Genomic DNA, 22,066 nt, shown 5'->3' with positions numbered 1-22,066 from the left:
TCTCCTAGTAGGCCAGGCCGACACGCACGTGCAGCCTGTCCTTGTCGGCGCCGTTCAGGGCGCCTTCTTTCACCACATTGCCGTAATCGACCTGCAGGCTGGCCGCACGGCCCACCGAGAGGCGCAGGCCGGCACCGAGGCCGGCGATCGTCGTGCTGCGCAGTTCGCCCGGCAGCGCCTTGTTGCGCTTGCCGTAGGCGGTGTCGTAGAAGCCCAGCAGGCGGCATTGCCAGCCGGCGCGGCTGCACAGGTTCGGCGTATACACTTCCAGGTTCAGGCCCAGGCCCGAATCGGCCGCCAGCGCACGCTCGTCGAAACCGCGCACGCTGGTGGAGCCGCCGGCGCCGAACTGCTCGCCCGGCACCAGCGCATCCGGCGAATACTGGCCGTTGGCCAGCACCCGGCCCAGCCATTGCGTCGACCCGATGGCGCGGCTCCATGCGCCGGCCAGGCGCAGTGCGCTATAGCCCGCCTTGGCGCCCGAACGCGCCGCCGTGAAATCTTCCTGCGCACCGCGCGAACCGCCGGGGATGTTGCGCAGCAGGGTCGCCGCCACATTCAGCTCGCCGTCGTCCAGCGCCATCCGGCCCTGGTATCCGATGCTGAGCGGGCGCACGGTGACGTTGTTGCCGAAGTCCTGGTTGAAGAACACGACGCTGTTCTTGAAGGCCTTCACTTCCAGGCCTGCCATGAGGCGGCCTTCGAGTTCGCGCCCCGCCAGGCTGCGCTTGTCCAGCACCCTGGTATAGCGGGCACCGTACACCGCGCCGCGGCCGCTCACGGCCAGGTCGAACAGGCCGGCGGTGACCACGCCCGAATCCACATCCGAATAGCTGGCGTACAGGTCGAGCGCGGCGCCCTGCGCATACAGCGGCACGTGGTAGCCCAGGCCCCAGACCGCGACCTGCGACGGCTCCTCGACCGTGGTCGTGTACTGCAGGCTGGCGACATGGTCGCGGCCCCACAAATTCGCATGCTGCAGCACCAGGCCGGCGTGGGTCTTGCCTGTCTCGCTGGTGCCGGTGTTGTCGAAGTTGGCCATCACGGTCCACGGGCGCTCGTCCAGCACCTCGATGCGGGCGTCGATCGTCTCTTCCTGCGCGCTGCCATCCGATTCGCCGCTACCCAGGCTCAGCTTGAGCTTCCTGGCCGGGTTCTCGTTGGCCAGCTTCAGGTTGGCGGAGACGTGCGCCAGGTTGGGCGTCTCGCCCTCGCGCAGCGCCGGCAGGCTGCGGCGGATGTTGTCTGCGCCGAAGTGCGCGTTGCCCTCGACCCTGACCTTGCCGATCCTGGTCTGCATCACGTTCAGGCGCACCGCGCCGCCGCTCAGCGCCTGTTCCGGCAACTGCACGGTGACCACGTTGTAGCCGCGCGCGTGGTACACCGCCTCGAGCGCTTCCAGGGCGCGCTGGACGTCGCCGAAGTCGCGCCCGGCGCCGGTGAACGGCGCCACCGCGCGGTCGATCTCGGCGGCGGACAGCAGCGTGTTGCCGCTTACGTCGAAACGGCTGATGTCGAACCGGACAATATCGTCAGGGGCCGGCGTGGCCTCCTGCCCCCAGGCCGCGTTGACGGCCATGGCGAGCACGGAAGCTGCGAACAGGCGTGCGAAGCGTTGTTTCATCGGATTAGCTTGATAAATTGTTGTTTTTATAAGTTTTTCTTATAGATAATTCTGCCTGGCGGCTTGGCCACCAATGCCCGAAGGGCAGTTTAACGAGCTTTTTGTTGCAATGAAGAAAAAATAAAGCAAGGATGGAAACTCCCCCCATAGTGAGGGGGCCATTCCGTTGCATAGCAGACACAGCTTAGGTGGCGCTGGCTTACTTGGTATCGAAGCTGGTCACGCCATCCCAGTCCGGGCCCGGCGGATGCGCACGGTAATGATGGATGCGCTCGAGGTACAGGGTGTACAGGGCGCGTTCGGGATGGGCGGCGGCCAGCGCTTCGATCGCCGCCTGCGCCGCATCCCAGCGCTGGGTGCGCACCAGCGCCAGCGCCGCGTCCCACTGCGCCAGCTCGTCCATGACGGCGGGCGCCAGGCCGGCCGGGCGGCCGAGTGGCTCGAAGATCGCGACCGGTTCGTTCTTGCCCTTCACCCGCACCAGGTCGAGCTCGCGGTAGACGAATTCCGGCGCCGCCAGGCGGGTTGCGGCGCCGACCGCGATCCCCACGCCGTAGACCTTGGTGATGCCTTCCAGGCGTGAGCCCAGGTTCACGGCGTCGCCCATCACGGTGTACGCCCGGCGGATTTTCGAACCCATGTCGCCCACGTGCATGGGGCCGGAGTTCAGGCCGATGCCGATCTTCAGCGCAGGCCAGCCGCGCGCCAGGAACTCGCGGTTCAGGCGCGCCGCGCTGTCCTGCATCAGGAGCGAGGTGGCCACCGCGCGGCTGGCGTGGTCGGGGAAGCTGACCGGCGCGCCCCAGAAGGCCATCACGGCGTCGCCGATGTACTTGTCGAGCGTGCCCTGGTGGCTGGAACGGATGTCCTCGGACATCGCGGTGAGATACAGGTTGATGTACTCGCGCAGCGCCTTCGGGCTGAGGCCCTCCGAGATGGTAGTGAAGCCGCGCACGTCGACGAACATGACGGTGAGTTCGCGGCTCTCGCCGTCCATGTTGTAGGCTTCCGGGTCCTCGGCCATCTGCGCCACGAGTTCCGGCGCCACGTACTCGCCGAAGCGGCTGACCAGGGCCCTGCCCTTGCGGAATTCGAAGAAGTAGCCCCAGGCGAGGTTCATGACGAACAGGGTGGCGATCAGGAGCAGGCAGATGAAGACGTTCAGGAGCACGTCGTGTTCGCTGTACATGTAATAGTTAAACCAGCCGCATGCGGCGAATGCCGCCGCAGCCAGCAGGATCGACCAGGCCGGCGCCAGCATCGCCAGCGCAAACGCCAGCACCACGCCCAGCACGGCCGTCATGACGGCTTCGAGCGACTGGGCGAACCAGGGCCGGGTCTTGAATCGCCCGTCCACCATAGACTTGATCAGGTTGGCGTGGATTTCGACACCCGGGTATGCCGGGTTGACCGGCGTCGCCCGCAAGTCGTTCAGGCCGGGCGCGGTCGTGCCGACCAGGACGATCGCTCCCTCCAGCACCTCTTTCGGCACCTTCCCGTTCAGGACGTCGACCGCCGACACGTAGCGGAATGCCCCACCGGCCGGCCCGCCCTGGCCGCGGAACTGCACCATCGCCGTCATCGCCTCGCCCACCGGGAATTCGACGGTGCCCGCCTTGTTCGTGAACATCTGGATCGTGTCGAAGCTGCTGGCCCGGCGCTCGTTCTCGGACAGGGTGTCCACGGTACCGACCAGCTTGGGCTTGATCGCGCGCGTCTCCAGGAAAGCGGCAATGGTCGCCACCGACAGCGACGGGTAATAGCCATCGCCGATGCGGAACAAGATGGGGGACGAGCGGACCTGGCCGTCGGAATCGGTAATGGCCGTGAAGATGCCGGCGCCTGCCGCAGCCTGCTGCAAACGGGCGATATTCGCTTCGTAGCCTTTCCAGGCATACGCCAGGCCTTCCCGTCCGTTCAGGAACTCGGTGGTGAACTGGGGCTCCGGGAGCACGCCGCGCACCTGGTCGTCGGACACGTTAAAGCCGAGCACCACCGGCTGGCCGCGCAAGGCCTCGGCGAACATGCCGTCGTAGTCGAGGGTCGGCTTGAGCAGCCCGAGCTCGCGCCGCAGTGCCGGCACGTCCTTCAGTTCCCGCCCGGCCAGGCGCTCCAGCACCGCGTAGCCGGAACTGGTGTCGGCCTCCGGGAACGAGACGTCGAAACCGACCGCGCCGGCCCCGTAATGGCCGGTGAGCTGCTGGACCAGCTTCGCCATCACGTTGCGGCTCCACGGGAAGCGCCCTACTTCGTTCAGGCTCCTGCTGTCGATGTCGACGATGACGATGCCCGGGTCGAGCTCGAAGGGCTCGAGGCGCATGCGCAGATCCGAGATGATCGTGTCCTGGCGCGCGATGCTGTGGCTGGTCCAGAGGTCGAGCGGGTAGAGCACGGCGGCGACCGTCAGCAGCAGCCCGAGCGCCCAGCGCGCACCGTAGCGCGCAAACAGCTGGCGGATGCGCTTCATGCCCTGGCCGCCGCTCAGGGCCGGTAGCCGGGAATGGCCGACTCGTCCACGTCGTCGATCTGGTGCGCGTCCATGTTCTTCTGCGCAAACTGCAGGTAGACGCGGTTGCGCACGAAAATGTCGAACAGGTCGGGGTCGATGTGGCCGTTGAGCGCGAACTTGCCGAGGATGTGCAGCGACTCGGACAGCTTCTTGCCCTTTTTGTAGGGGCGGTCGCAGGCGGTGAGCGCTTCAAAAATGTCGGCGATCGCCATGATGCGCGCCTGCACCGACATCTGCTCGCGCCGCAATCCCTTCGGGTAGCCCTTGCCGTCCATGCGCTCGTGGTGGCCTCCTGCGTATTCCGGCACGTTCTTGAGGTGTTTCGGCCAGGGCAGCGATTCCAGCATGCGCACGGTGACGTCGATGTGGTTGTTGATGATCTTGCGCTCGTCCTCGGTCAGGGTGCCGAAGCGCACCGTCAGGTTGTGCAGCTCGTTCTCGCTGAGGAAAGCCTGCTCCTGGCCATCCGGCCCGGTCCAGCGGCGGCCGCCGATGCGCAGCACGCGCTCCTGGTCGTCCGGCGACATGCCCTCGCCGCCGACGTTGGCGCGGCGCAGGAAGTCGCGGTCGGCGCGCAAGCGCGCCTGTTCCGAGTGCAGCAGGTCATCGATCGCGGCATGGTTGGCGCCCGGCTCGCATTTCGCGCGCAGCGCACGGATCTCGCAGTCGCGCAACAGTACTTCGAAGCGCGTGTCCACCAGGTGGATGCGATCAAAAATGGTTTCCAGCTTGGTCGCCTTGTCGACCACGTGCACCGGGGTGGTGATCTTGCCGCAGTCGTGCAGCAGGCCGGCCAGCCACAGTTCCTTGCGGTCGGCATCGGTCATGCGGAAGGCGGCCAGCGGTCCGTCGGCGGTGGCGTGCACCGCCTCGGCCAGCATCATGGTCAGCTCGGGCACGAACTGGCAGTGGCGGCCGGTGTAGGGCGATTTTTCGTCGATCCCGATGTTGATCAGGTTGACCAGTGCTTCCAGCAGGTTTTCCAGTTGCTGGATCAGGAGCTGGTTGGTCAGCGCCACCGCCGCCTGCGCCGACAGCGCCTCGATGAAGCGCTGGTCGGTCGGCGTGAAGGCGCGGATCTTTCCAGGCTCCGGGTCATTGGCCGGTTTTTTTGCGTTAACCAGCTGCAGCACGCCCACCAGCTCGCCCTCATGGTCGGTCATCGGCACCGTCAGGATCGACTGCGAGTGGTAGCCGAAGGCGGTGTCGAAGCTGCGCATGCCCGAGAAGTTGAACACGTCGGCCTTGTAGACGTCTTCGATGTTCACCGACTGGTTGAAGTTGGCCGCGTAGGCCGCCACCGAGGCGATGTTCTTGTTGCCGTAGTCGTCGTAGAGCGGCACCGGGGCGATGTCGATCGGCTTGCCGCTCACGCCGCCCTGGTAGATCTCCAGGGTGTCATTGATCGAGATGTGGAAGCACAGGCTGCGGCGGTCGTCGCTCGGCCGGTACAGGGTGCCGCCGTCGGCGTCGGTCATCTGCTTGGCCACGCGCAGGATGCGGTCGAGCAGCCCCGCGGTATCGTGGGTGTCCCCGAGCGCCACGCTGACTTCCGTGAGCTGGTGCAGGCGTTGCGCGATTTGTGTGGGATTCAGCTCTTGCATGGTCATCCAGCCTCAGGGCCGTATGCATGCGCACACAGCAACTTTTTTGCCAATGGGTAATTTCTGGGAAGTGTAGCTTTGTTACGACCGCATGTATATGGGAGGCCAGCCACGGTGTTGAAAAACCGCACTTTTTGATCGCTTTTGGAAACAAAGCCGTTATCATTCCGCTTATTCCAAATCAATAAAGCCGGTCCGGCTGGGAGTCCCGATGAAATTCCGCTTCTGGGGGGTGCGTGGTTCGATACCGTCCCCAGGTCCACGCACGGCGCGCTACGGCGGCAACACCACCTGCATCGAAGTGCGCAGCGACGACGGCACCCTGATCATCCTCGACGGCGGCACCGGCCTGTTTCCGCTGGCCCAGCACCTGCTGGCGCAGCGGCAGCTCGACGCCGCGCCGCAGGCAGCCCCTCTTCGGGACGGCATCAGCGCCAACATCTTCATCACCCACAGCCACTGGGACCACATCCATGGCCTGCCCTTCTTCACGCCGCTGTTCATCAAGGGCAGCCGCGTGCGCCTGCATGGCGCCCATGATCCGGTGACCGGCAACGGCATCGAGCACGTGATGGCGGTGCAGCTGCAGAACAGCTACTTCCCGGTCAGCGAGACCCAGATGGGCGCCACCATCGAGTACCGTACCCTCGACATCGGCACCCCGATCGAGGTCGGCGACACGACCGTCGGCAACGTCTTGATGAACCACCCGGTCACCAACCTCGGCTACCGCATTTCGTGCAATGGCCGCTCGCTGTTCTTCACTGGCGACCACGAGCCCTGGCACAACCCCTACCCGCCCGGCGACGCGGCCTTCGACGTATTCGAGGCCCACCTGGCCGAGCGCCAGCGCGCGATCGACGCCGCCATGCGGGGCGTGGACGCGCTGATCGTGGACTGCTCCTACACCCGCGAGGAATACCCGTCCAAGGCCGGCTGGGGCCACGGCACCTTCGATGGCGCCATCGACATGGCGCTGCGCGTCGGCGCGCGCGCCCTGTACTGCACGCACCACGAACCGACACGCAGCGACGACGAGCTGGAAAGCGTGTTCGCCGGCGTGATGGCGCGCTTCGAGGAGCGCCTGCGCCTCGGCGGCCTGCAGGTGCACCTCGCCTTCGAGGGACTCGAGGTCGCACTGTGACGAAGGCCCCCACTGCGGCCCGCCTGGAAGACGACGCCGCCGGGCAGCTGGCCTTCTTCCAGAAGCTCCAGCGGGTCACCAACCGGATCCACGCCACCGCCAAGGTCGAGGAAATCATGCTCGACCTCGGGCTTGACTTCTGCGACCTGCTCGATTGCGACCGCTTCACGCTGTACGCAGTCACCCCTGACAAGGAACACCTCGTCTCCAAGGTCAAGACCGGCCTGGCGACGTTTCGCGACCTGCGCCTGCCGCTCGGTCCCTCTTCGATCGCCGGCTTCGTCGCCAGCACGCGCCAGCAGGTAGAGATCGCGGACGTCTACGACGAGGCCGAGCTGCGCCGCCTTTCTCCCGAGCTGCAGTTCCAGCGCGGGGTCGACGAGCGCACCGGCTACCGCACCCGCGAGATGCTGGTCGCGCCGCTGCAGGACAAGGCCGGCGAGCTGCTGGGCGTGGTCCAGTTCATCAACCATCGCGGCGGCGGCCCCTTCCCCGCACGGGCGATGGAAGCCGTGCGCCAGCTGGGCGAGACCCTGTCGGTGGCGCTCGGCCAGCGCCTGGGTGCGGGTTTCGGCCAGCGCCTGCGCGGCAAGTACGACGCGCTGGTGCAGGAAGCGGTCATCACCCAGGCCGAGCTGGAAGCGACCAGCCGCCGTGCGCGCGAACACAACACCGAGCTCGAAGGGCTGCTGGAAGGCGAACTGCAGGTGCGCCGCGCCGCCATCGGGTCGGCGCTGGCGAGCTTCTTCAAGCTGCCCTACGAGCCGTTCCGCCCGGACCGGATCAAGCCGGTCGACCTGCTGCGCAACCTGAAGGCGCAGTACGTCGAGGAAAACGGCTGGCTGCCGCTGGAAGAAGGACCGGGCGGCCCGAATTGTATAACCGTCATGGCGGTCGACCCCGAGCGCACCGCTGCCAGCCGCATCGTGCCCCAGCTGTTCCCGAAAGCGAAGGTGGCGTGGCGCGTCACCACGCGCGCCGACTTCCGCCAGACCCTGGATGCCTTCTTCGGCAGCGCCAGCATGGGAGACAACGGCGGTGAGTCGGTGGGCGAGCTGCTGTCGGGGCTTGAGGACGACGAGGACGGCGAGCACTCGGCCGACGTTTCGGAAGCGGTCGAGAACGAACTGGTGCGCCTGCTGAACAAGGTCATCGTCGACGCCCACCGCCAGGGCGTGTCGGACATCCACATCGAACCGCAGCCGGGCAAGGGCAAGACCGGCATCCGCTTCCGCAAGGATGGCGTACTGGTGCCCTACATCGAGATCCCGTCGAGCTACCGCAGCGCGCTGGTGGCCCGCATCAAGATCATGTGCGACCTCGACATCTCGGAGCGCTGCAAGCCGCAGGACGGCAAGATCCGCTTCAAGAAGTACGGTCCGCTCGACATCGAGCTGCGGGTGGCGACGATTCCGTCCGCCGGCGGCGTCGAAGACGTGGTGATGCGCATCCTGCAGGCGGGCGAGCCGATCCCGCTCGCCAAACTCGGCATTTCCGACTACAACCTGCAGCGGCTGCTGCCGGCCATCGAGAAGCCCTACGGGCTGTTCTTCGTGTGCGGGCCCACCGGCTCGGGCAAGACCACCACCCTGCACTCGATCCTGCACCACCTGAACACGCCGGAGACCAAGATCTGGACCGCCGAAGACCCGGTCGAAATCACGCAGAAAGGGCTGCGCCAGGTGCAGGTCAACCGCAAGGCCGGGCTGGACTTCGCCAGCGTCATGCGTGCCTTCCTGCGCGCCGACCCGGACGTGATCATGGTGGGCGAGATGCGCGACAAGGAGACCGTCAGCACCGGCATCGAAGCCTCGCTGACCGGCCACCTGGTGTTCGCCACGCTGCACACCAACAGTGCGCCGGAATCGGTGGTGCGCCTGCTCGACATGGGAATGGACCCGTTCAACTTCGCCGACGCCCTGCTCGGCATCCTGGCGCAGCGCCTGGCGCGCCGGCTGTGCACCGGCTGCCGCGAGGCCTATCACCCGGAGGACGCGGAAATCGAGGCGCTGCTGGCGGAATACTGCGAAGACCTGCGCGGCACCGCTTCGTTCAAGACTGACCCGGAAGCGGCGCGCAGCCGCATCCTCGACGGGTGGCGCACTCGCCACGGCGATGCCGGTGGCCGTTTCACGCTCTACCGCGCGGTCGGCTGCGACGAGTGCAACAAGGGCTATCGCGGCCGCATCGGCCTGCACGAACTGATGCTCGGCACCGAGGCGGTCAAGCGCCTGCTGGTCGAGCACAGCCGCGTTTCAAACCTGCTCGGCGCGGCGCTCGACGACGGCATGCTGACCTTGAAGATGGATGGGATCGAGAAGGTGCTGGGCGGGTTCACCGACATCAAGATGGTGCGGGCGGTCTGTATCCGGTAGGGTGGGCGAGAAAACAGTCCTGTGGACTGTTTTCTCGCCCACGCGTTCACCTACTCCTCAATCCTCGCCGCGGTTCGCCCCCTTCTCCACGAACACCGCCGTCGTGCGCGCCGGAATCGTGAAGCGGCCGTCCGCGTCGCCGAAGCTGGACGTCTTCACCACCGGATCATCCGAACTGACCTGCACCTGGTGCAGCTTGAACCTGCGCCCCTTCAGCTCCGGAATGGCGATGGTCTTCGCTTCCTTGTCCACGTTGAACAGCACCGCCACGCTGCGGTAGCGCGCGTCCGGGTAGGCACGCGGCTGCTCGCCGTCGATGTGCATCACCACCAGTCCGGGGAGCTGGTCCGGGCCGGTGTTGTAGAAGCGCAGGCGCTCTTGCACATCATTCGCGCTGCGCAGTCGGAACAGGCTGCTGTCCATGCGGATCGCCAGCAGGTCTTCAAAAGCGGCGTTCGCCGACAGGATCGCTTTGGTATCCGGTTTGATCAGCGGATTCTCCAGCACCGGCGTCATCAGGCCCCAGTTGTCGCGGTTCTTGTCACTCGACGGCAGGCCGACGGCGAAGTTGTTCGTCGCATAGCTGTAGTCCAGGCGGTTGAACCAGTCGCCGGCGTTATAGCTGTCGCGGTCGAGCGACTTCGAACGCAGGATCTCCTGCCCCGCATGGATGAAGGGGATGCCCTGCGACAGCAGCACGATGGCCGCACCCAGGTTCTGCACCCGCACCCGGTCCGCCGGCGAGGTCGATTGCGGCAAACGGAAGGCGTTGATGTCGAACAGGGTCTGGTTGTCGTGCTTCTCGACGTAGTTGATGGTCTCGACCGGGCTGGCGGTGTAGCCGGCGCGCTGGCCGAAATAATCGATGTCGGCATTGCTGCGCAGCGAACCGAAACGATCGGTGAAGCGGTAGTCGCGCAGGGTGCCGGACAGGCCCACCCGCACCAGGTCGGCCAGGCGCAGCGCATCGTCGCGCGACTGGTTCGCCAGGTGGTTCGGGTCGTACCACACGCCGTTGATGAAGCCCTGCTGGCTCACCAGATTCTCGCCCCCGTCGCAGCAGCCGCCGCCACGCACGGTATCGCGCAGGCGGTCGTTGAAGGAGCCGATGCCGGTGCCGAACAGGTTGGCCTGGCGCGCCGTTACGAAGCGCGCGTCGTTGGCGACCGCGCCGAAGTTCCAGCCCTCGCCGTACAGGTAGATCTCGCGGCCCGCAGCGCGGTTGACGCGCGCCTGCAGGTCCTTCATTACCGCGAGCGGGGCAAAGCTCATGATGTCGAAGCGGAAGCTGTCGACCTTGTACTGGCTGGCCCACAGCGCTACCGAATCAAGCATCAGCTTGGCCATCATCGTGTGCTCGGCGGCGGTGTCGGCGCAGCAGCTGTCGTTCAGGTTGGCGCCCTTGTCGTTCAGGCGGTAGTAGTAGGTCGGCACGATCTTGTCGAGGGTGGACAGCGGTCCCTGCTGCGAAGCGGCGGTGTGGTTGTAGACCACGTCCATGGCGACCCGCAGGCCCGCTTCGTGCAATTCCTGCACCATCGTGCGGAACTCGCGCACGCGCGCGACGCCGTCGTTCGCATCCGACGCATAGCTGCCTTCCGGCGCGTTGTAGTGCACCGGATCGTAGCCCCAGTTGAAGCAGTCGGCGTCGCGCACCGCCTCGATCGCGGCCTGCTGGGCGCTCGATGCCGGCCCGGCATCCGGGATGCTCGGTGTGACGCAGCCGGCCTCGTTGATGCTGGCAAGGTCGAAGACCGGCAGCAGGTGCACGTGGTTCAACCCCGCCTTTTCCAGCGATTTCAGGTGGCGCATGCCGCGCGAGTTACGTTCGGCAAAGGCCAGGTACTTGCCGCGGCTGGCGGCCGGCACCGAGTCGTCGTTGACGGAAAAGTCGCGTACGTGCAGCTCGTACAGCGTGATGTCGGCCGGGTGCGCGAGCGTCGGGATACGGTGCCGGTCCCAGCCGCGCGGCTTCATCTGCTCGCTGTCCAGGTTGGCCAGGTAGCTGCGGGCGCTGTTGGCGTTCAGGCTTACCGAATACGGGTCGGTGACCGTGTTGGTCACCAGCGTGTTGTTGGCCCAGCGCGACAGCACCTGGACGGTATAGGTGTAATACGCGCGGTTGGTCCACCCGGCGTTCGGCGCCGTATAGCTCCACACGCCGGTGGCGGCATCCGGGCGCATCGCAACCGTCATGCTGGCGGGTGCGTTCGCATCCGGGTAGATATCGAGCGCGACCGACTTGGCGGTCGGCGCCCACAGGCGGAAGGTCGGCACGCCGGCGCCGTTGAAGCTGACGCCAAGCGTGGCCTTGGCCGCGCGCTGGCCGAACACGTCGTCGAGCATGCCGGCGGTCTGCAGCGAGGTGACTTGCACCAGCCTGCCGGCGGCATCGAACTGGGCGATCGCGAACTGCGCGCTGGCCAGCGCCGCCACGCGCGCGGCGTCGCCAGCGGCCAGCGACAGGCCGGTGGCCCCGGACAGGTGCGGGAACCTGGCGCGCACCGCATCCGGCAGCGGCGCGACGCTGAGGTCCATGCTGCCGTCGGCGCCCGTCACACCCGCCGCGCCGGAGCCTAGTCCGCCGCTGGCCGCGTAGAACAGCTTGTAACTGCCGTTCGCGGGCACGCCCGGCCAGGCCAGGGTTCCCGCCGCCAGCCAGTGGGCGCTGGCTTGCGCCAAGCTGCCGAAGCTGAGCGCGGGCGGCGCGGTGTAGATGCTGCAGTCGCCCTCGAGCAGCCAGATCTCGTGACCTTTCGTCGCCACATCGGCGGGCAGCTGCGCCCCCTGGTCGGCGCCGCAATTCTTGGTGCCGCTGCCATCGGTGACGAGGAACCACAGCGCGGTCTTGCCGCTGGCCAGGGGGATGTCGACGTAGCCGCCGAAGGCGTCGGTCGAGGTGAACATGAAGCGGTCGGTGATCCAGGCCGAGCTTGGATTGGCCGGGCCGTCCCACGAATACACGCCCCACTGGGCAGTATCGTTCTGCACCCGCCGGAAGTGGATGCGGATCGTGCCCGGCGCGACTGCCGCGGCAGTGGCGGCCGAGCTTGCAGGCGGCTGCTGGGCGAAGGCCTTTGCCGGCAAACCGAGCGTGGCCGTGGCCGCCGCGGTCAGCACGCCGCAAACGGCCAGGCAGCCGCGCAGCCGTGAAGTCAAACTACGTCTGTTGCGCATTGTGTCCCCTTTGTCATTGTTTTAAACGCTGACGCACCTAAGTAACGACCTCGGGCAGCGACGCCGCAGGCGGCAGCAGTGGCGGGCGCCACTGTGTAATATTACTACCAGCGTTAGTAAACATGTAAAGGAACACGCAGAAATTCCGGCGTGTGTGGCTCAGAAGCGGCAATGACGGGGAACTGCGCCACATGCTGGAATGTCGCTTTCGCAGCATCAATTCCGATAAATTAATTGCGTAATTTAGTACTAAACCTTAATATCCCATAAGAAACAAACGTTGCTAATATTGAATTCAGCACCATCCGCCCCCCCCCCTTTTATCCGGCCTGCCATGACCGCTCGTACTTCCATCGCTCTTGCCCACTGCCATGTTGTGTTGCGCCAGCCAGGCAAACGCGACGCCTATTTCTGCCACCGAGATGCTGCAGCAGTTCAATGTCGTCGTCAGCGGCAACCTGCACTCGACCTCGCACGTCGATGGCCGTACCTATGCGGGTGGCAATGTGAACGGCGGCGATTATGTGCAGCATGCGAGCAAGACAGCGAAGTCCAGCTATGCAGGCCTGACCGTGGGCGGCACTGTCGGCGGAAACGTGAAGGTCAACGGCCTGGGGGCCGTCGTCGGCGGCAGCGTCAGCGGCGCCAACGTCAACTCAGGCGAAACCTATGTCGGCGGTGCAGCATCGAACTCAAGCTTTAATGGCAATGTCTGGGTCGCCGGCGCCGCTTCCAACGTGAACTTCGGCCAGAACATCCACGCAGCCAGCTATAGCGGCATCAACCTGAATGGCAAGGTGCTGAACACGGCCACCGCCACGATGGACAGTACGCTGGCAGCCTCGACTTCCACCGATTTCTCGTCGGTGATGACCGGCCTGTCCACGCAATTGTCGGCAATGCAGGCCACCGCCGGCACCTCGGTCCTATTCAGCAACAATAACCAGCGGGTCACGTTCACCGGCGCCGCGATCGACGGCCTGTTGGTGTTCGACCTCACTACACTCGACAGCAATATCTTCTCGTCCAAGACTACCGACTTCAGTTTCAAGCTGAACGGTGCCAGCACGGTCGTTTTCAACACCGACGACAAGACGCTTGATCTCACAGCGAACTTCGACGAGGCGCGCAGCCTGGGCAGTTCGCTGATCTGGAATTTCGCAGGCGCCAATAGCGTCACCGTCGGCCGCAGCTTCGGCGGCCAGGTACTGGTGGCGGACGGCACGTTCAGCAACAAGGGGGGCGCGAACGTCGAGGGCGGCGTATTCGCCAAGAACCTGAATCAATATGGCGAGATCCACACGCAAGCGTTTACCGGATCGCTTCCTTTGCAAACGCCGGAGTCGGTGTCGGTGCCCGAACCGGCAAGCCTTGGCTTGCTGCTGACGGGCATGGGGATGATTGGCTTCATGGGCCGGCGGCGCAAGACCGTGATGACGGAAAAGGCAAGCGCGGCAGCATAAGCGCCGCCGGCACCAAAAAAAACGCCAGTCAGCAAAAGCTGACTGGCGTTTTTTTCGGGCACCATACCGGGCCTCGATAAAGCAAAACTGCTTTACATGATGAGGGTGCCGATCCACCAGGCGATCGCGGCCATGAAGGCCGATGCCGGAATGGTGAAGATCCAGGCCCAGACGATGTTGCCGGCCACGCCCCAGCGCACCGCCGACATCTTCTGCGAGGCGCCCACGCCGACGATGGCGCCGGTGATGGTGTGGGTGGTCGAGACCGGGATGCCGAAGAAACTCGCCATCAAGAGGGTCATGGCGCCGCCGGTTTCGGCGCAGAAGCCGCCCACCGGTTTGAGCTTGGTGATCTTCTGGCCCATGGTCTTGACGATGCGCCAGCCGCCGAACAGCGTACCGAAAGCAATCGCGGCATAGCACGAGATGATGACCCAGGCTGGCGGATAGGCGTCGTTCGCATTGGTGACGCCGGCCGCGATCAGGAGCATCCAGATGATGCCCATGGTCTTCTGGGCGTCGTTGCCGCCGTGGCCGAGCGAATAGCCTGCCGCCGAGACCAGCTGCAGGCGGCGGAACCAGACGTCCACTTTGCGCGGAGTGGATTTCACGAAAATCCACGAGACCAGCAGCATGATGGTCGAGCCGAGGATAAAGCCCAGCATCGGCGCCACCACGATGAACACCACGGTCTTGATCAAGCCGCCGGCGATCAGCGCGCCGGTGCCCGACTTGGCCACCGCGGCGCCCACCAGGCCGCCGATCAGGGCGTGCGAGGACGAGGACGGAATGCCGTAGTACCAGGTGATGATGTTCCAAGTGATCGCCCCGACCAGGGCGCCGAAGATCACGTAATGGTCGACCACGTGCGGGTCGATGGTGCCCTTGCCGATGGTCTGCGCCACCTTCATGCTGACCACGAAGATCGCGATGAAGTTGAAGAAGGCCGCCATTGCCACCGCATGCTGGGGCTTCAGGACGCCGGTCGAGACCACGGTGGCGATCGAGTTCGCCGAATCGTGGAAGCCGTTCATGAAGTCGAATACCAGTGCCAGCAGCACCAGGAAGCCCAGCACGTAAATGCTGATGTTGAGAGTATCCATGTCTGTTCTTGTTATGCGCGCAGCGCTGTTGACGCTTACGCGTTCTCGACGATGATGCCTTCGACGATATTGGCCACGTCTTCGCAGCGGTCGGTGACCGTCTCGAGGATCTCGTAGATGGCCTTCATCTTGATCAGGTTGCGCACGTCAGGCTCGTCGCGGAACAGTTTCGACATGGCGGCGCGCATCACGTGGTCGGCGTCCGACTCGAAGCGGTCGATCTCTTCGCAGATGGCGACGATCTTCTGGGCGTTGCCCATGTCGTGCAGCAGGCCGACGGCTTCCTGCACCTTCAGGCAGCACGACAGGCACAGCTCGGCCAGGCGCGCGGCTTCCGGGGTCACCGCATGCAGGTCGTACAGCGAGACGGTCTGGGCCGCGTCTTCCATCATGTCGAGGATGTCGTCCATGCTGGTGATCAGCTTGTGGATGTCGTCGCGGTCGATCGGGGTGATGAAGGTCTTGTGCAGCATGTCGACCGTGGCGTAGGTGATCTTGTCGGCCTGCTTCTCGATGCTCTCGACGGCGTGGGTGCGATTTTCCAGGTCGTCGAAGTTGGTCATCAGGCCGACCATCTCCTGCGCGCCCTTCACGCACAGGGCTGCGTGCTGGTTGAACAGGTCAAAAAACTTGCCCTCCTGGGGCATCAGGCGTCCAAACATATTATTCTCCGTTGTGAATCTCTTGGGACTTCGAAACCGCCGCCACGGCTGGCAGCGGAACATGGTGTGAATGCGCGGCTTTGAAACCTAGTCGCCCTGGTAGACGCTCAGGTTGCCGCTGTAATTGCCGAACTTGGTGTACTGGCCGATCCAGGTAAGGCGAATTGCCCCGATCGGGCCGTTACGCTGCTTACCGATGATGATCTCGGCAGTTCCTTTATCGGGCGAGTCGGGGTTGTAGACCTCGTCGCGATACAGGAAGATGATCACGTCGGCATCCTGTTCGATAGCGCCCGATTCGCGCAGGTCGGACATGACGGGACGTTTATTGGGGCGTTGTTCCAGCGAGCGGTTCAGCTGGGACAGTGCAATGACCGGGCAATGCAGCTCCTTGGCCAGGCCTTTCAGGCTTCGCGAGATCTCGGAGATCTCGGCCGCGCGGTTGTCGCCCGGCTGGCTGCCCTGCATCAGCTGCAGGTAGTCGACGATGATCAGGCCCAGCTTGCCGCACTGGCGCGCCAGGCGTCGTGCCCGTGCGCGCATCTCGATCGGGTTCAGCGCCGGCGTCTCGTCGATGTAGAGCTGGGCGTCGTTCATCTTCTGGATGGCGTGCGTCAGGCGCGGCCAATCCTCGTCGTTGAGGCGGCCGGTACGCAGGCGGTGCTGGTCGAGCTGGCCGACCGAGCCGAGCATACGCATGGCCAGCTGGGCGCCGCCCATCTCCATCGAGAACACGGCCACCGGCAGGCCGGCTTCGATCGCGACGTTCTCGCCGATGTTGACCGAGAACGCGGTCTTGCCCATCGACGGACGGCCGGCGACGATCACCAGGTCGCCCGGCTGCAGGCCCGAGGTCATGCGGTCGAGGTCGATGAAGCCGGTCGGCACGCCGGTGATCTCGCCCTGGTTTTCGCGCGAATACAGTTCGTCGATGCGCTCGACGACTTGCGTCAGCAGCGGCTGGATCGGGTTCCAGCCCTGCTGGCCGCGCGAGCCGGTTTCGGCGATCGCGAAGATCTTCGATTCGGCCTCGTCGAGCATCTGCTTGACTTCCTTGCCCTGCGGATTAAACGCATTGCCCGAGATTTCGTCGGCGACGGTGATGAGCTTGCGCAGGATGCCGCGGTCGCGCACGATCTCGGCATAGCGGCGGATGTTGGCCGCCGACGGCGTGTTCTGCGCCATCGCATTCAGGTACTGCAGCCCGCCGACGTCCTCGGCCTTGCCGAGGTTGTTGCAGGCTTCATAGACCGTGATCACGTCGGCCGGCTTGCCGGCGTTGATCAGGCGAACCATCTGTTCGAAGATGATGCGGTGGTCGTAGCGGTAGAAATCGTCCGCGTTCATGAAGTCGGCAATACGGTCCCACGCCGCGTTATCGCGCAGGAGGCCGCCGATGACGGACTGCTCTGCTTCGATGGAATGCGGTGGGATGCGCAGGGAATCGACTTGCGGATCGGCTGGGGAATTCATGGCGGGCATTATACCTTCTCCTGTCATACGGCTGTCATAATTGCCGAGTTTTTCAGGACGTAAAAAAAGCCGGGCGAGCCCGGCTTTTTCATTTATGCAACAAAAACTTGGTGCTATTTAAGAGTCTAACAAACCTCCAGGGCAAGGCGCAGCGCCGAAGACAGTACGCTAGTACGGCGAGGCGGTGCAACGCCGCCATGGAGGAATTGTTAGGCTCTTAGGCAGCTTCGCCGACGACGGCGATGGTGATCTCGGTGACGACGTCGGTGTGCAGCGCGACGGCAACCGGGAATTCACCAGTGGTCTTCAGCGGGCCGGTCGGCAGGCGAACCTGCGACTTCTCGACCGGGAAGCCTTGCTTGCTCAGGGCTTCTGCGATGTCGAAGTTGGTGACCGAACCGAACAGACGGCCGTCCACGCCCGCCTTCTGGGCGATGGTGACGGTCATGCCGCTCAGCTTGTCGCCTTGTGCCTGGGCAGCCGACAGCTTTTCGCCAGCAGCTTTTTCCAGCTCGGCGCGCTTGACTTCGAACTCGGCCACGGCAGCGGCGGTAGCACGGCGTGCCATTTTTTGCGGGATCAGGAAGTTACGTGCGTAACCGTCCTTGACCTTGACGACGTCGCCCAGGTTGCCGACGTTAACAACTTTTTCCAAAAGGATAATTTGCATATTTTTCTCCAGAAGATCTGATCTGTACGACGGGAATTAACCGTGGTGCAGGTCGGTGTACGGCAGCAGCGCGAGGTAACGGGCGCGCTTGATGGCGGTGTCGACCTGGCGCTGGTAGTGCGCCTTGGTGCCGGTCAGACGTGCCGGCATGATCTTGCCGTTTTCCTGGACGAAGTCCTTCAGGGTGTCGACGTCTTTGTAATCGACCTGTTCCACGTTTGCTGCGGTGAAGCGGCAGAACTTCTTACGCTTGAACAGCGGGTTCTGCTGTTTGCGCTTGAGTTTCTCTTTAGCTTTGTTTTTGTCGAACTTTTTACCGAATGCCATTTTAGGCTCCTGTATCTAATCTAAATTGCGCCGAGTTTTAGGCGGCACTGAAATCAATGATGTGAAATACCAAGGCTTTGCTGTTGCGGTTCTTCCGTGCGAGGAATCCTTCGAAGCGGTAGGCGGCGCCGAGTTCTGCGCTTTGCAGCCTGCCTGAAATCTCGCCCGCGCCGAGCGCAGGGATTTCAAACGCGACCTGCCTTGCCACTCCGGCTTCCACCTGCTGCGAATCGTGCCTCAGGATCGCGCCCACGATGGGGACGCCGGCCGGGGTGAAACGCAGTACGTCACGCTCCGCGATGGTCGCGATGAGCTGGAACTGATTCACTGCGCTGTCTTGCTACTGGATTCCCTGGGAAAAACTTAGGCAGCTGCTGCGGCTGGGGCAGCTGCCGGAGCGGCTGCTTCTGCACGGTGGCTCTTGGCTGCGTCTTCGCGCTGGACCGACTTCATCATCGGCGACGGTGCGGTTTCAGCCTTCTTCATCTTGACGGTCAGGTGACGCAGGACGGCATCATTGAACTTGAATGCGGTTTCCAGCTCGACCAGGGTCTCATTGTCGCACTCGATGTTCATGCAGATGTAGTGGGCTTTCGGCAGCTTCTGGATCTGGTAAGCCATCTGGCGACGGCCCCAGTCTTCCACGCGATGGATGTTACCGCCGCGCGCGGTCACGCTGGCCTTGTAACGCTCGATCATCGCCGGAACTTGCTCGCTCTGGTCCGGGTGGACGATAAAAACGATTTCATAATGACGCATGCAACACTCCTTAAGGACGTTTAAACAAATGCCCACCTCGGCGTCAAGACGAGTGTGGGAAGGGTAAGCCGGCTATTATAGCCCGAGAAATGGGGGGATGGGAAGCCTGGCTGTGGCGCACAATTTTTTTGCACTTTTCCCGTGTTTTCCCTTGCGCATCCGGGAATACTGTACAAAAATACAGTCTGCTCTTACAACCCATTGCCGTATAACACCCATGCTCAAGCTCACTGCAAGGCAAGAACAGATCCTCAACCTGATCAAGGAAGCGATCGAGAATACCGGTTTCCCGCCGACCCGCGCCGAAATCGCGGCCGAGCTGGGCTTCAAGTCGGCCAATGCGGCCGAGGAGCACCTGCAGGCGCTGGCGCGCAAGGGCGCCATCGAGATTTCGCCGGGCACCTCGCGCGGCATCCGCCTCATCGGCGCCTCGGTCGAGCAGATCCCGCTGGTTCCGCCGGCCCTCATGATGTCGCTGCCGCTGGTCGGCCGCGTCGCCGCCGGCTCGCCGATCCTGGCCCAGGAACACGTCGAAGCCACCTACTCCGTCGACGCCGCCATGTTCTCGGCCCGTCCCGACTTCCTGCTGAAGGTCAAGGGCTGGTCGATGCGCGACGCCGGCATCTGCGACGGCGACTTCCTGGCGGTCAAGAAGATCGACAGCGCCAAGAACGGCCAGATCGTGGTCGCCCGTCTCGGCGAAGAAGTGACGGTCAAGCGCTACCGCAAGACCGGCAACCTGGTCGAGCTGCTGCCGGAGAATCCGGACTTCAAGGTCATCCAGGTGTCGCCGGAAGACGAGTTCGCACTGGAGGGCCTGGCCGTCGGCCTGATGCGCAGCTGGCATTGATTCCTGCGCCGCAGCCCCGCGTTCATCCACGAACGCGGGCGCCGGTCGCCGGTCGCCTGCCTTACTGAATCTTCTTGTCCGCCCAGTGCGAGTCCTTCGGGGCCGACTTCACGATCTGGTTGTGCTGGGCCACAAAGGCCTCGGTCGCGGAGCGCCAGGCGGCGTAGTCCGCCAGCACCAGCTTCGAACTCACCTTCGCCTCTTCGCTCAGGTTCTCCCCCAGCTGGACCAGGTGGGCGTTCGATTTTTCAAGCTCTTCCTTGTTCATCAGTTTTCGGACCTCGTCCGGGACACGCTTGGTCAGCGGCATCGAGGCATTCAGGTTGGTGACGTACTTGTTGTAGCATTCCTGCCACGCCAGCACGGCCGCGCTGATACGGTCGATATCGGCATTGACCTTCGACATCGCGGGAATGCGTGGCGCGACGCAGCGGTACTCGCCCGCTTTCAGGTCTTCGCCATCGTAGCCCTTGATCCAGTAGTCGATGTCCTTGCGCCGCTTGACGCGCTGGTCCATCAGCTCCAGCGAGGCGATCGCCACCTTGTCGCCCTTGGCCGCCGCCTTCTTGAACAGCGCTTCGGCCTTCGCTTCGTCCACCTGCCCCGCTTCGCCATACCAGTACATCTGGCCCAGCGCCTGCTGCGCCGCCGGATTGCCGGCATTGGCCAGCTTGGTATAGATCTTCAGCGCGCCCGCGTAGTCCTTCTTCTCGAACAGGGCGTTGGCGTCTTCCAGCTCGCCGGCAAAGGCGGCGCCGCACAGCAGCAGGGATGCAAGGAACAGCTTGGTCTTCATGGGCAGATAATGGATGGGGAACAGGAATCCCATGATAGCGGCAATGTGCTGCCTTGCTCAACCGCTGAAACAAAATGCTGCAGGACCCCGTAGGGTGGGCGGCTCCACCTGATGCGTCGATGCATCCACACCGTATTTGCCGCCCACGCGTTCAAATCCCCGTCGAGTAGAGCCGCCGCAACGCACAGACTGTTTGAACGCGTGGGCGGCGCCCACGGTGGCGCTGATCCGGCAGTGCGGGGGAGCCGCCCACCCTACGAGAAACGGCAACCCGAGGGTTGCCGTTTTGCTACGCGTCGAGCGCCTGGCGGAAGTCCGCCAGCAGGTCGTCGGTATCCTCGATGCCGACCGATACGCGGATCAGCGACTCGGCGATGCCCATGCTGGCGCGCCGCTCGGCGCCCATCTCGAAGAAGATCGTGTGCGCCACCGGAATCACCAGGGTGCGGGTGTCGCCCAGGTTGCTGGCCGGGATGCCGAGCTTCAGGCGGTTCAGGTAGTCGAAGGGGTCGATATCCTCGCGCAGCTCAAAGCTCATCAGGGAGCCGCCGGAACGGAACAGTTCCCCGGTGATGCGGTGCTGTGGATGCGACGCCAGACCCGGGTAGTGGACCGCCGACACCCGCGGATCGGCTTCCAGCATCTGCGCCAGCGCCAGCGCGTTGCTGCTCGTGCGTTCCATGCGCAGCGCCAGCGTCTCGGCGCCCACCGCGATGTGGTGCGCCGCTTCCGGCCCGAGTGCGGCGCCGAAGTCGCGCAAGGCCTTGGCGCGCAGCTGGGCCAGGCCCTGTGCGCTTGCCGGCTGCTTGCGGAAGTTGGCCGCGATGTTCGGATAGGCGCTCCAGTCGAACAGGCCGGTGTCGGTGAGGGCGCCGCCGAGGGCGTTGCCGTGGCCGCCGATCGACTTGGTCAGCGAATTGACCACCAGGCCCGCGCCCACCGCCTTCGGACGGAACAGCCAGGGCGTGGTCATGGTGTTATCCACCACGTACAGGATGCCCCGTTCGCGGCACAACCGGCCGATACGGGCCAGGTCGGCCACCTGGGTGCGCGGATTGGCGATGGTCTCTACAAAGACCATGCGCGTCTCCGGCTTGAGGGCCGCTTCGACATTGGCGACGTCGGTGGCGTCGACGAAGTCCACGCCCACGCCCTGCCCCGCCACCGTCTGCCACAGGCTGTTGGTGTTCCCGAACAGGAAGGAGGACGAGACGACGTGGTCGCCGGCCTTGAGCAGCGCCTGGAACAGCGCGCCGATGGCGCCCATGCCGGTGGCAAAGCACAGGGTGCCGACGCCGTCTTCCATCTTGCTGATCTTGTCCTCGAGCGCGCTCACGGTCGGGTTGCCCTGGCGGCCATAGCGGAAGCCCGGCTCCTTGCCCTGGAATACCGATGCCAGCTGGCGTGCGTCGCCGTAGCCGAAGGCCACCGAAGTATGCACCGGCTTGTGCAGCGAGCCCTGCTCGATCGTCTTGCGGCGGTCGTTGTGCAGGATGGTGGTCGTGAAACCGTAGGTTTTCTCGCTCATGC

Annotated in this window: 17 protein-coding genes; 4 read left to right on the top strand and 13 right to left on the bottom strand. The window is 64.4% G+C overall.

The features are described from left to right. Window positions 1-4: 4 nt before the first annotated feature. The 3 genes from AC56LU_RS09325 to AC56LU_RS09315 form a co-directional block, all read right to left on the bottom strand. The gene (locus tag AC56LU_RS09325; protein WP_497175310.1) at window positions 5-1,624 is read right to left on the bottom strand and encodes a ShlB/FhaC/HecB family hemolysin secretion/activation protein; all 1,620 of its coding nucleotides are present in this window, start codon (window positions 1,622-1,624) and stop codon (window positions 5-7) included. 199 nt (window positions 1,625-1,823) lie between these two features. Further along, window positions 1,824-4,091 (bottom strand): CHASE2 domain-containing protein, encoded by a 2,268-nt coding sequence (locus tag AC56LU_RS09320; RefSeq protein WP_497175309.1) that lies wholly within the window; start codon window positions 4,089-4,091, stop codon window positions 1,824-1,826. A 14-nt stretch (window positions 4,092-4,105) separates the two neighbouring features. Then, window positions 4,106-5,737, bottom strand: a complete 1,632-nt coding sequence (locus AC56LU_RS09315) for a GAF and HD-GYP domain-containing protein (RefSeq protein WP_497175308.1) — start codon at window positions 5,735-5,737, stop codon at window positions 4,106-4,108. A gap of 211 nt (window positions 5,738-5,948) precedes the next feature. Between AC56LU_RS09315 and AC56LU_RS09310 the strand changes: the two genes are divergently transcribed. Together AC56LU_RS09310 and AC56LU_RS09305 are read left to right on the top strand one after the other, a co-directional pair. Then, a complete protein-coding gene (locus AC56LU_RS09310) occupies window positions 5,949-6,881 on the top strand; it encodes an MBL fold metallo-hydrolase (RefSeq protein WP_497175307.1) in 933 nt (310 codons plus the stop codon). Beyond that, entirely contained in the window at window positions 6,878-9,256 is a 2,379-nt protein-coding gene (locus tag AC56LU_RS09305) for a GspE/PulE family protein (protein ID WP_497175306.1), read from the top strand. Before AC56LU_RS09310 ends, AC56LU_RS09305 begins: the two co-directional genes overlap by 4 nt. Before the next feature lie 57 nt (window positions 9,257-9,313). Here AC56LU_RS09305 and pulA read toward each other — a convergent pair whose 3' ends face one another. After that, complete coding sequence (gene pulA, locus AC56LU_RS09300) at window positions 9,314-12,433, bottom strand: pullulanase-type alpha-1,6-glucosidase (RefSeq protein ID WP_497175305.1); 3,120 nt, start codon at window positions 12,431-12,433, stop codon at window positions 9,314-9,316. Between the two features lie 422 nt (window positions 12,434-12,855). On the opposite strand from pulA, the gene AC56LU_RS09295 reads away from it, so the two are divergent. Next, a complete protein-coding gene (locus tag AC56LU_RS09295; RefSeq protein WP_497175304.1) occupies window positions 12,856-13,896 on the top strand; it encodes a collagen-binding domain-containing protein in 1,041 nt (346 codons plus the stop codon). Window positions 13,897-13,988: 92 nt separating this feature from the next. Here AC56LU_RS09295 and AC56LU_RS09290 read toward each other — a convergent pair whose 3' ends face one another. The 7 genes from AC56LU_RS09290 to rpsF all read right to left on the bottom strand — a co-directional run bounded on the left by AC56LU_RS09290 (window position 13,989) and on the right by rpsF (window position 18,890). Further along, a complete protein-coding gene (locus AC56LU_RS09290) occupies window positions 13,989-14,999 on the bottom strand; it encodes an inorganic phosphate transporter (RefSeq protein ID WP_497175303.1) in 1,011 nt (336 codons plus the stop codon). Window positions 15,000-15,034: 35 nt separating this feature from the next. Next, window positions 15,035-15,661 (bottom strand): DUF47 domain-containing protein, encoded by a 627-nt coding sequence (locus tag AC56LU_RS09285; RefSeq protein WP_497175302.1) that lies wholly within the window; start codon window positions 15,659-15,661, stop codon window positions 15,035-15,037. Window positions 15,662-15,748: 87 nt separating this feature from the next. After that, window positions 15,749-17,134, bottom strand: a complete 1,386-nt coding sequence (locus tag AC56LU_RS09280) for a replicative DNA helicase (RefSeq protein WP_497175444.1) — start codon at window positions 17,132-17,134, stop codon at window positions 15,749-15,751. Window positions 17,135-17,351: 217 nt separating this feature from the next. After that, window positions 17,352-17,804 (bottom strand): 50S ribosomal protein L9, encoded by a 453-nt coding sequence (rplI, locus tag AC56LU_RS09275; RefSeq protein WP_497175301.1) that lies wholly within the window; start codon window positions 17,802-17,804, stop codon window positions 17,352-17,354. 36 nt (window positions 17,805-17,840) lie between these two features. Further along, entirely contained in the window at window positions 17,841-18,131 is a 291-nt protein-coding gene (rpsR, locus tag AC56LU_RS09270) for a 30S ribosomal protein S18 (protein ID WP_091874943.1), read from the bottom strand. Window positions 18,132-18,168: 37 nt separating this feature from the next. Next, window positions 18,169-18,459: a primosomal replication protein N gene (gene priB / locus AC56LU_RS09265; protein ID WP_497175300.1), complete on the bottom strand. Its 291-nt coding sequence runs from the start codon at window positions 18,457-18,459 to the stop codon at window positions 18,169-18,171. A gap of 35 nt (window positions 18,460-18,494) precedes the next feature. Beyond that, window positions 18,495-18,890 (bottom strand): 30S ribosomal protein S6, encoded by a 396-nt coding sequence (gene rpsF, locus AC56LU_RS09260; protein WP_497175299.1) that lies wholly within the window; start codon window positions 18,888-18,890, stop codon window positions 18,495-18,497. 217 nt (window positions 18,891-19,107) lie between these two features. Here rpsF and lexA point away from each other — a divergent pair, with 217 nt between their 5' ends. Continuing rightward, complete coding sequence (gene lexA, locus AC56LU_RS09255; protein ID WP_497175298.1) at window positions 19,108-19,740, top strand: transcriptional repressor LexA; 633 nt, start codon at window positions 19,108-19,110, stop codon at window positions 19,738-19,740. 61 nt (window positions 19,741-19,801) lie between these two features. Here the strand turns inward: lexA and AC56LU_RS09250 are convergent, their stop codons facing one another. Further along, window positions 19,802-20,569: a tetratricopeptide repeat protein gene (locus tag AC56LU_RS09250; RefSeq protein WP_497175297.1), complete on the bottom strand. Its 768-nt coding sequence runs from the start codon at window positions 20,567-20,569 to the stop codon at window positions 19,802-19,804. Window positions 20,570-20,825: 256 nt separating this feature from the next. Beyond that, a complete protein-coding gene (locus tag AC56LU_RS09245; RefSeq protein ID WP_497175296.1) occupies window positions 20,826-22,064 on the bottom strand; it encodes a cystathionine gamma-synthase family protein in 1,239 nt (412 codons plus the stop codon). Between the last annotated feature and the right edge of the window lie 2 nt (window positions 22,065-22,066).

The organism is Telluria sp. PB2R4, from assembly GCF_059685695.1.
This window is presented reverse-complemented; position numbering and strand designations above follow the sequence as displayed.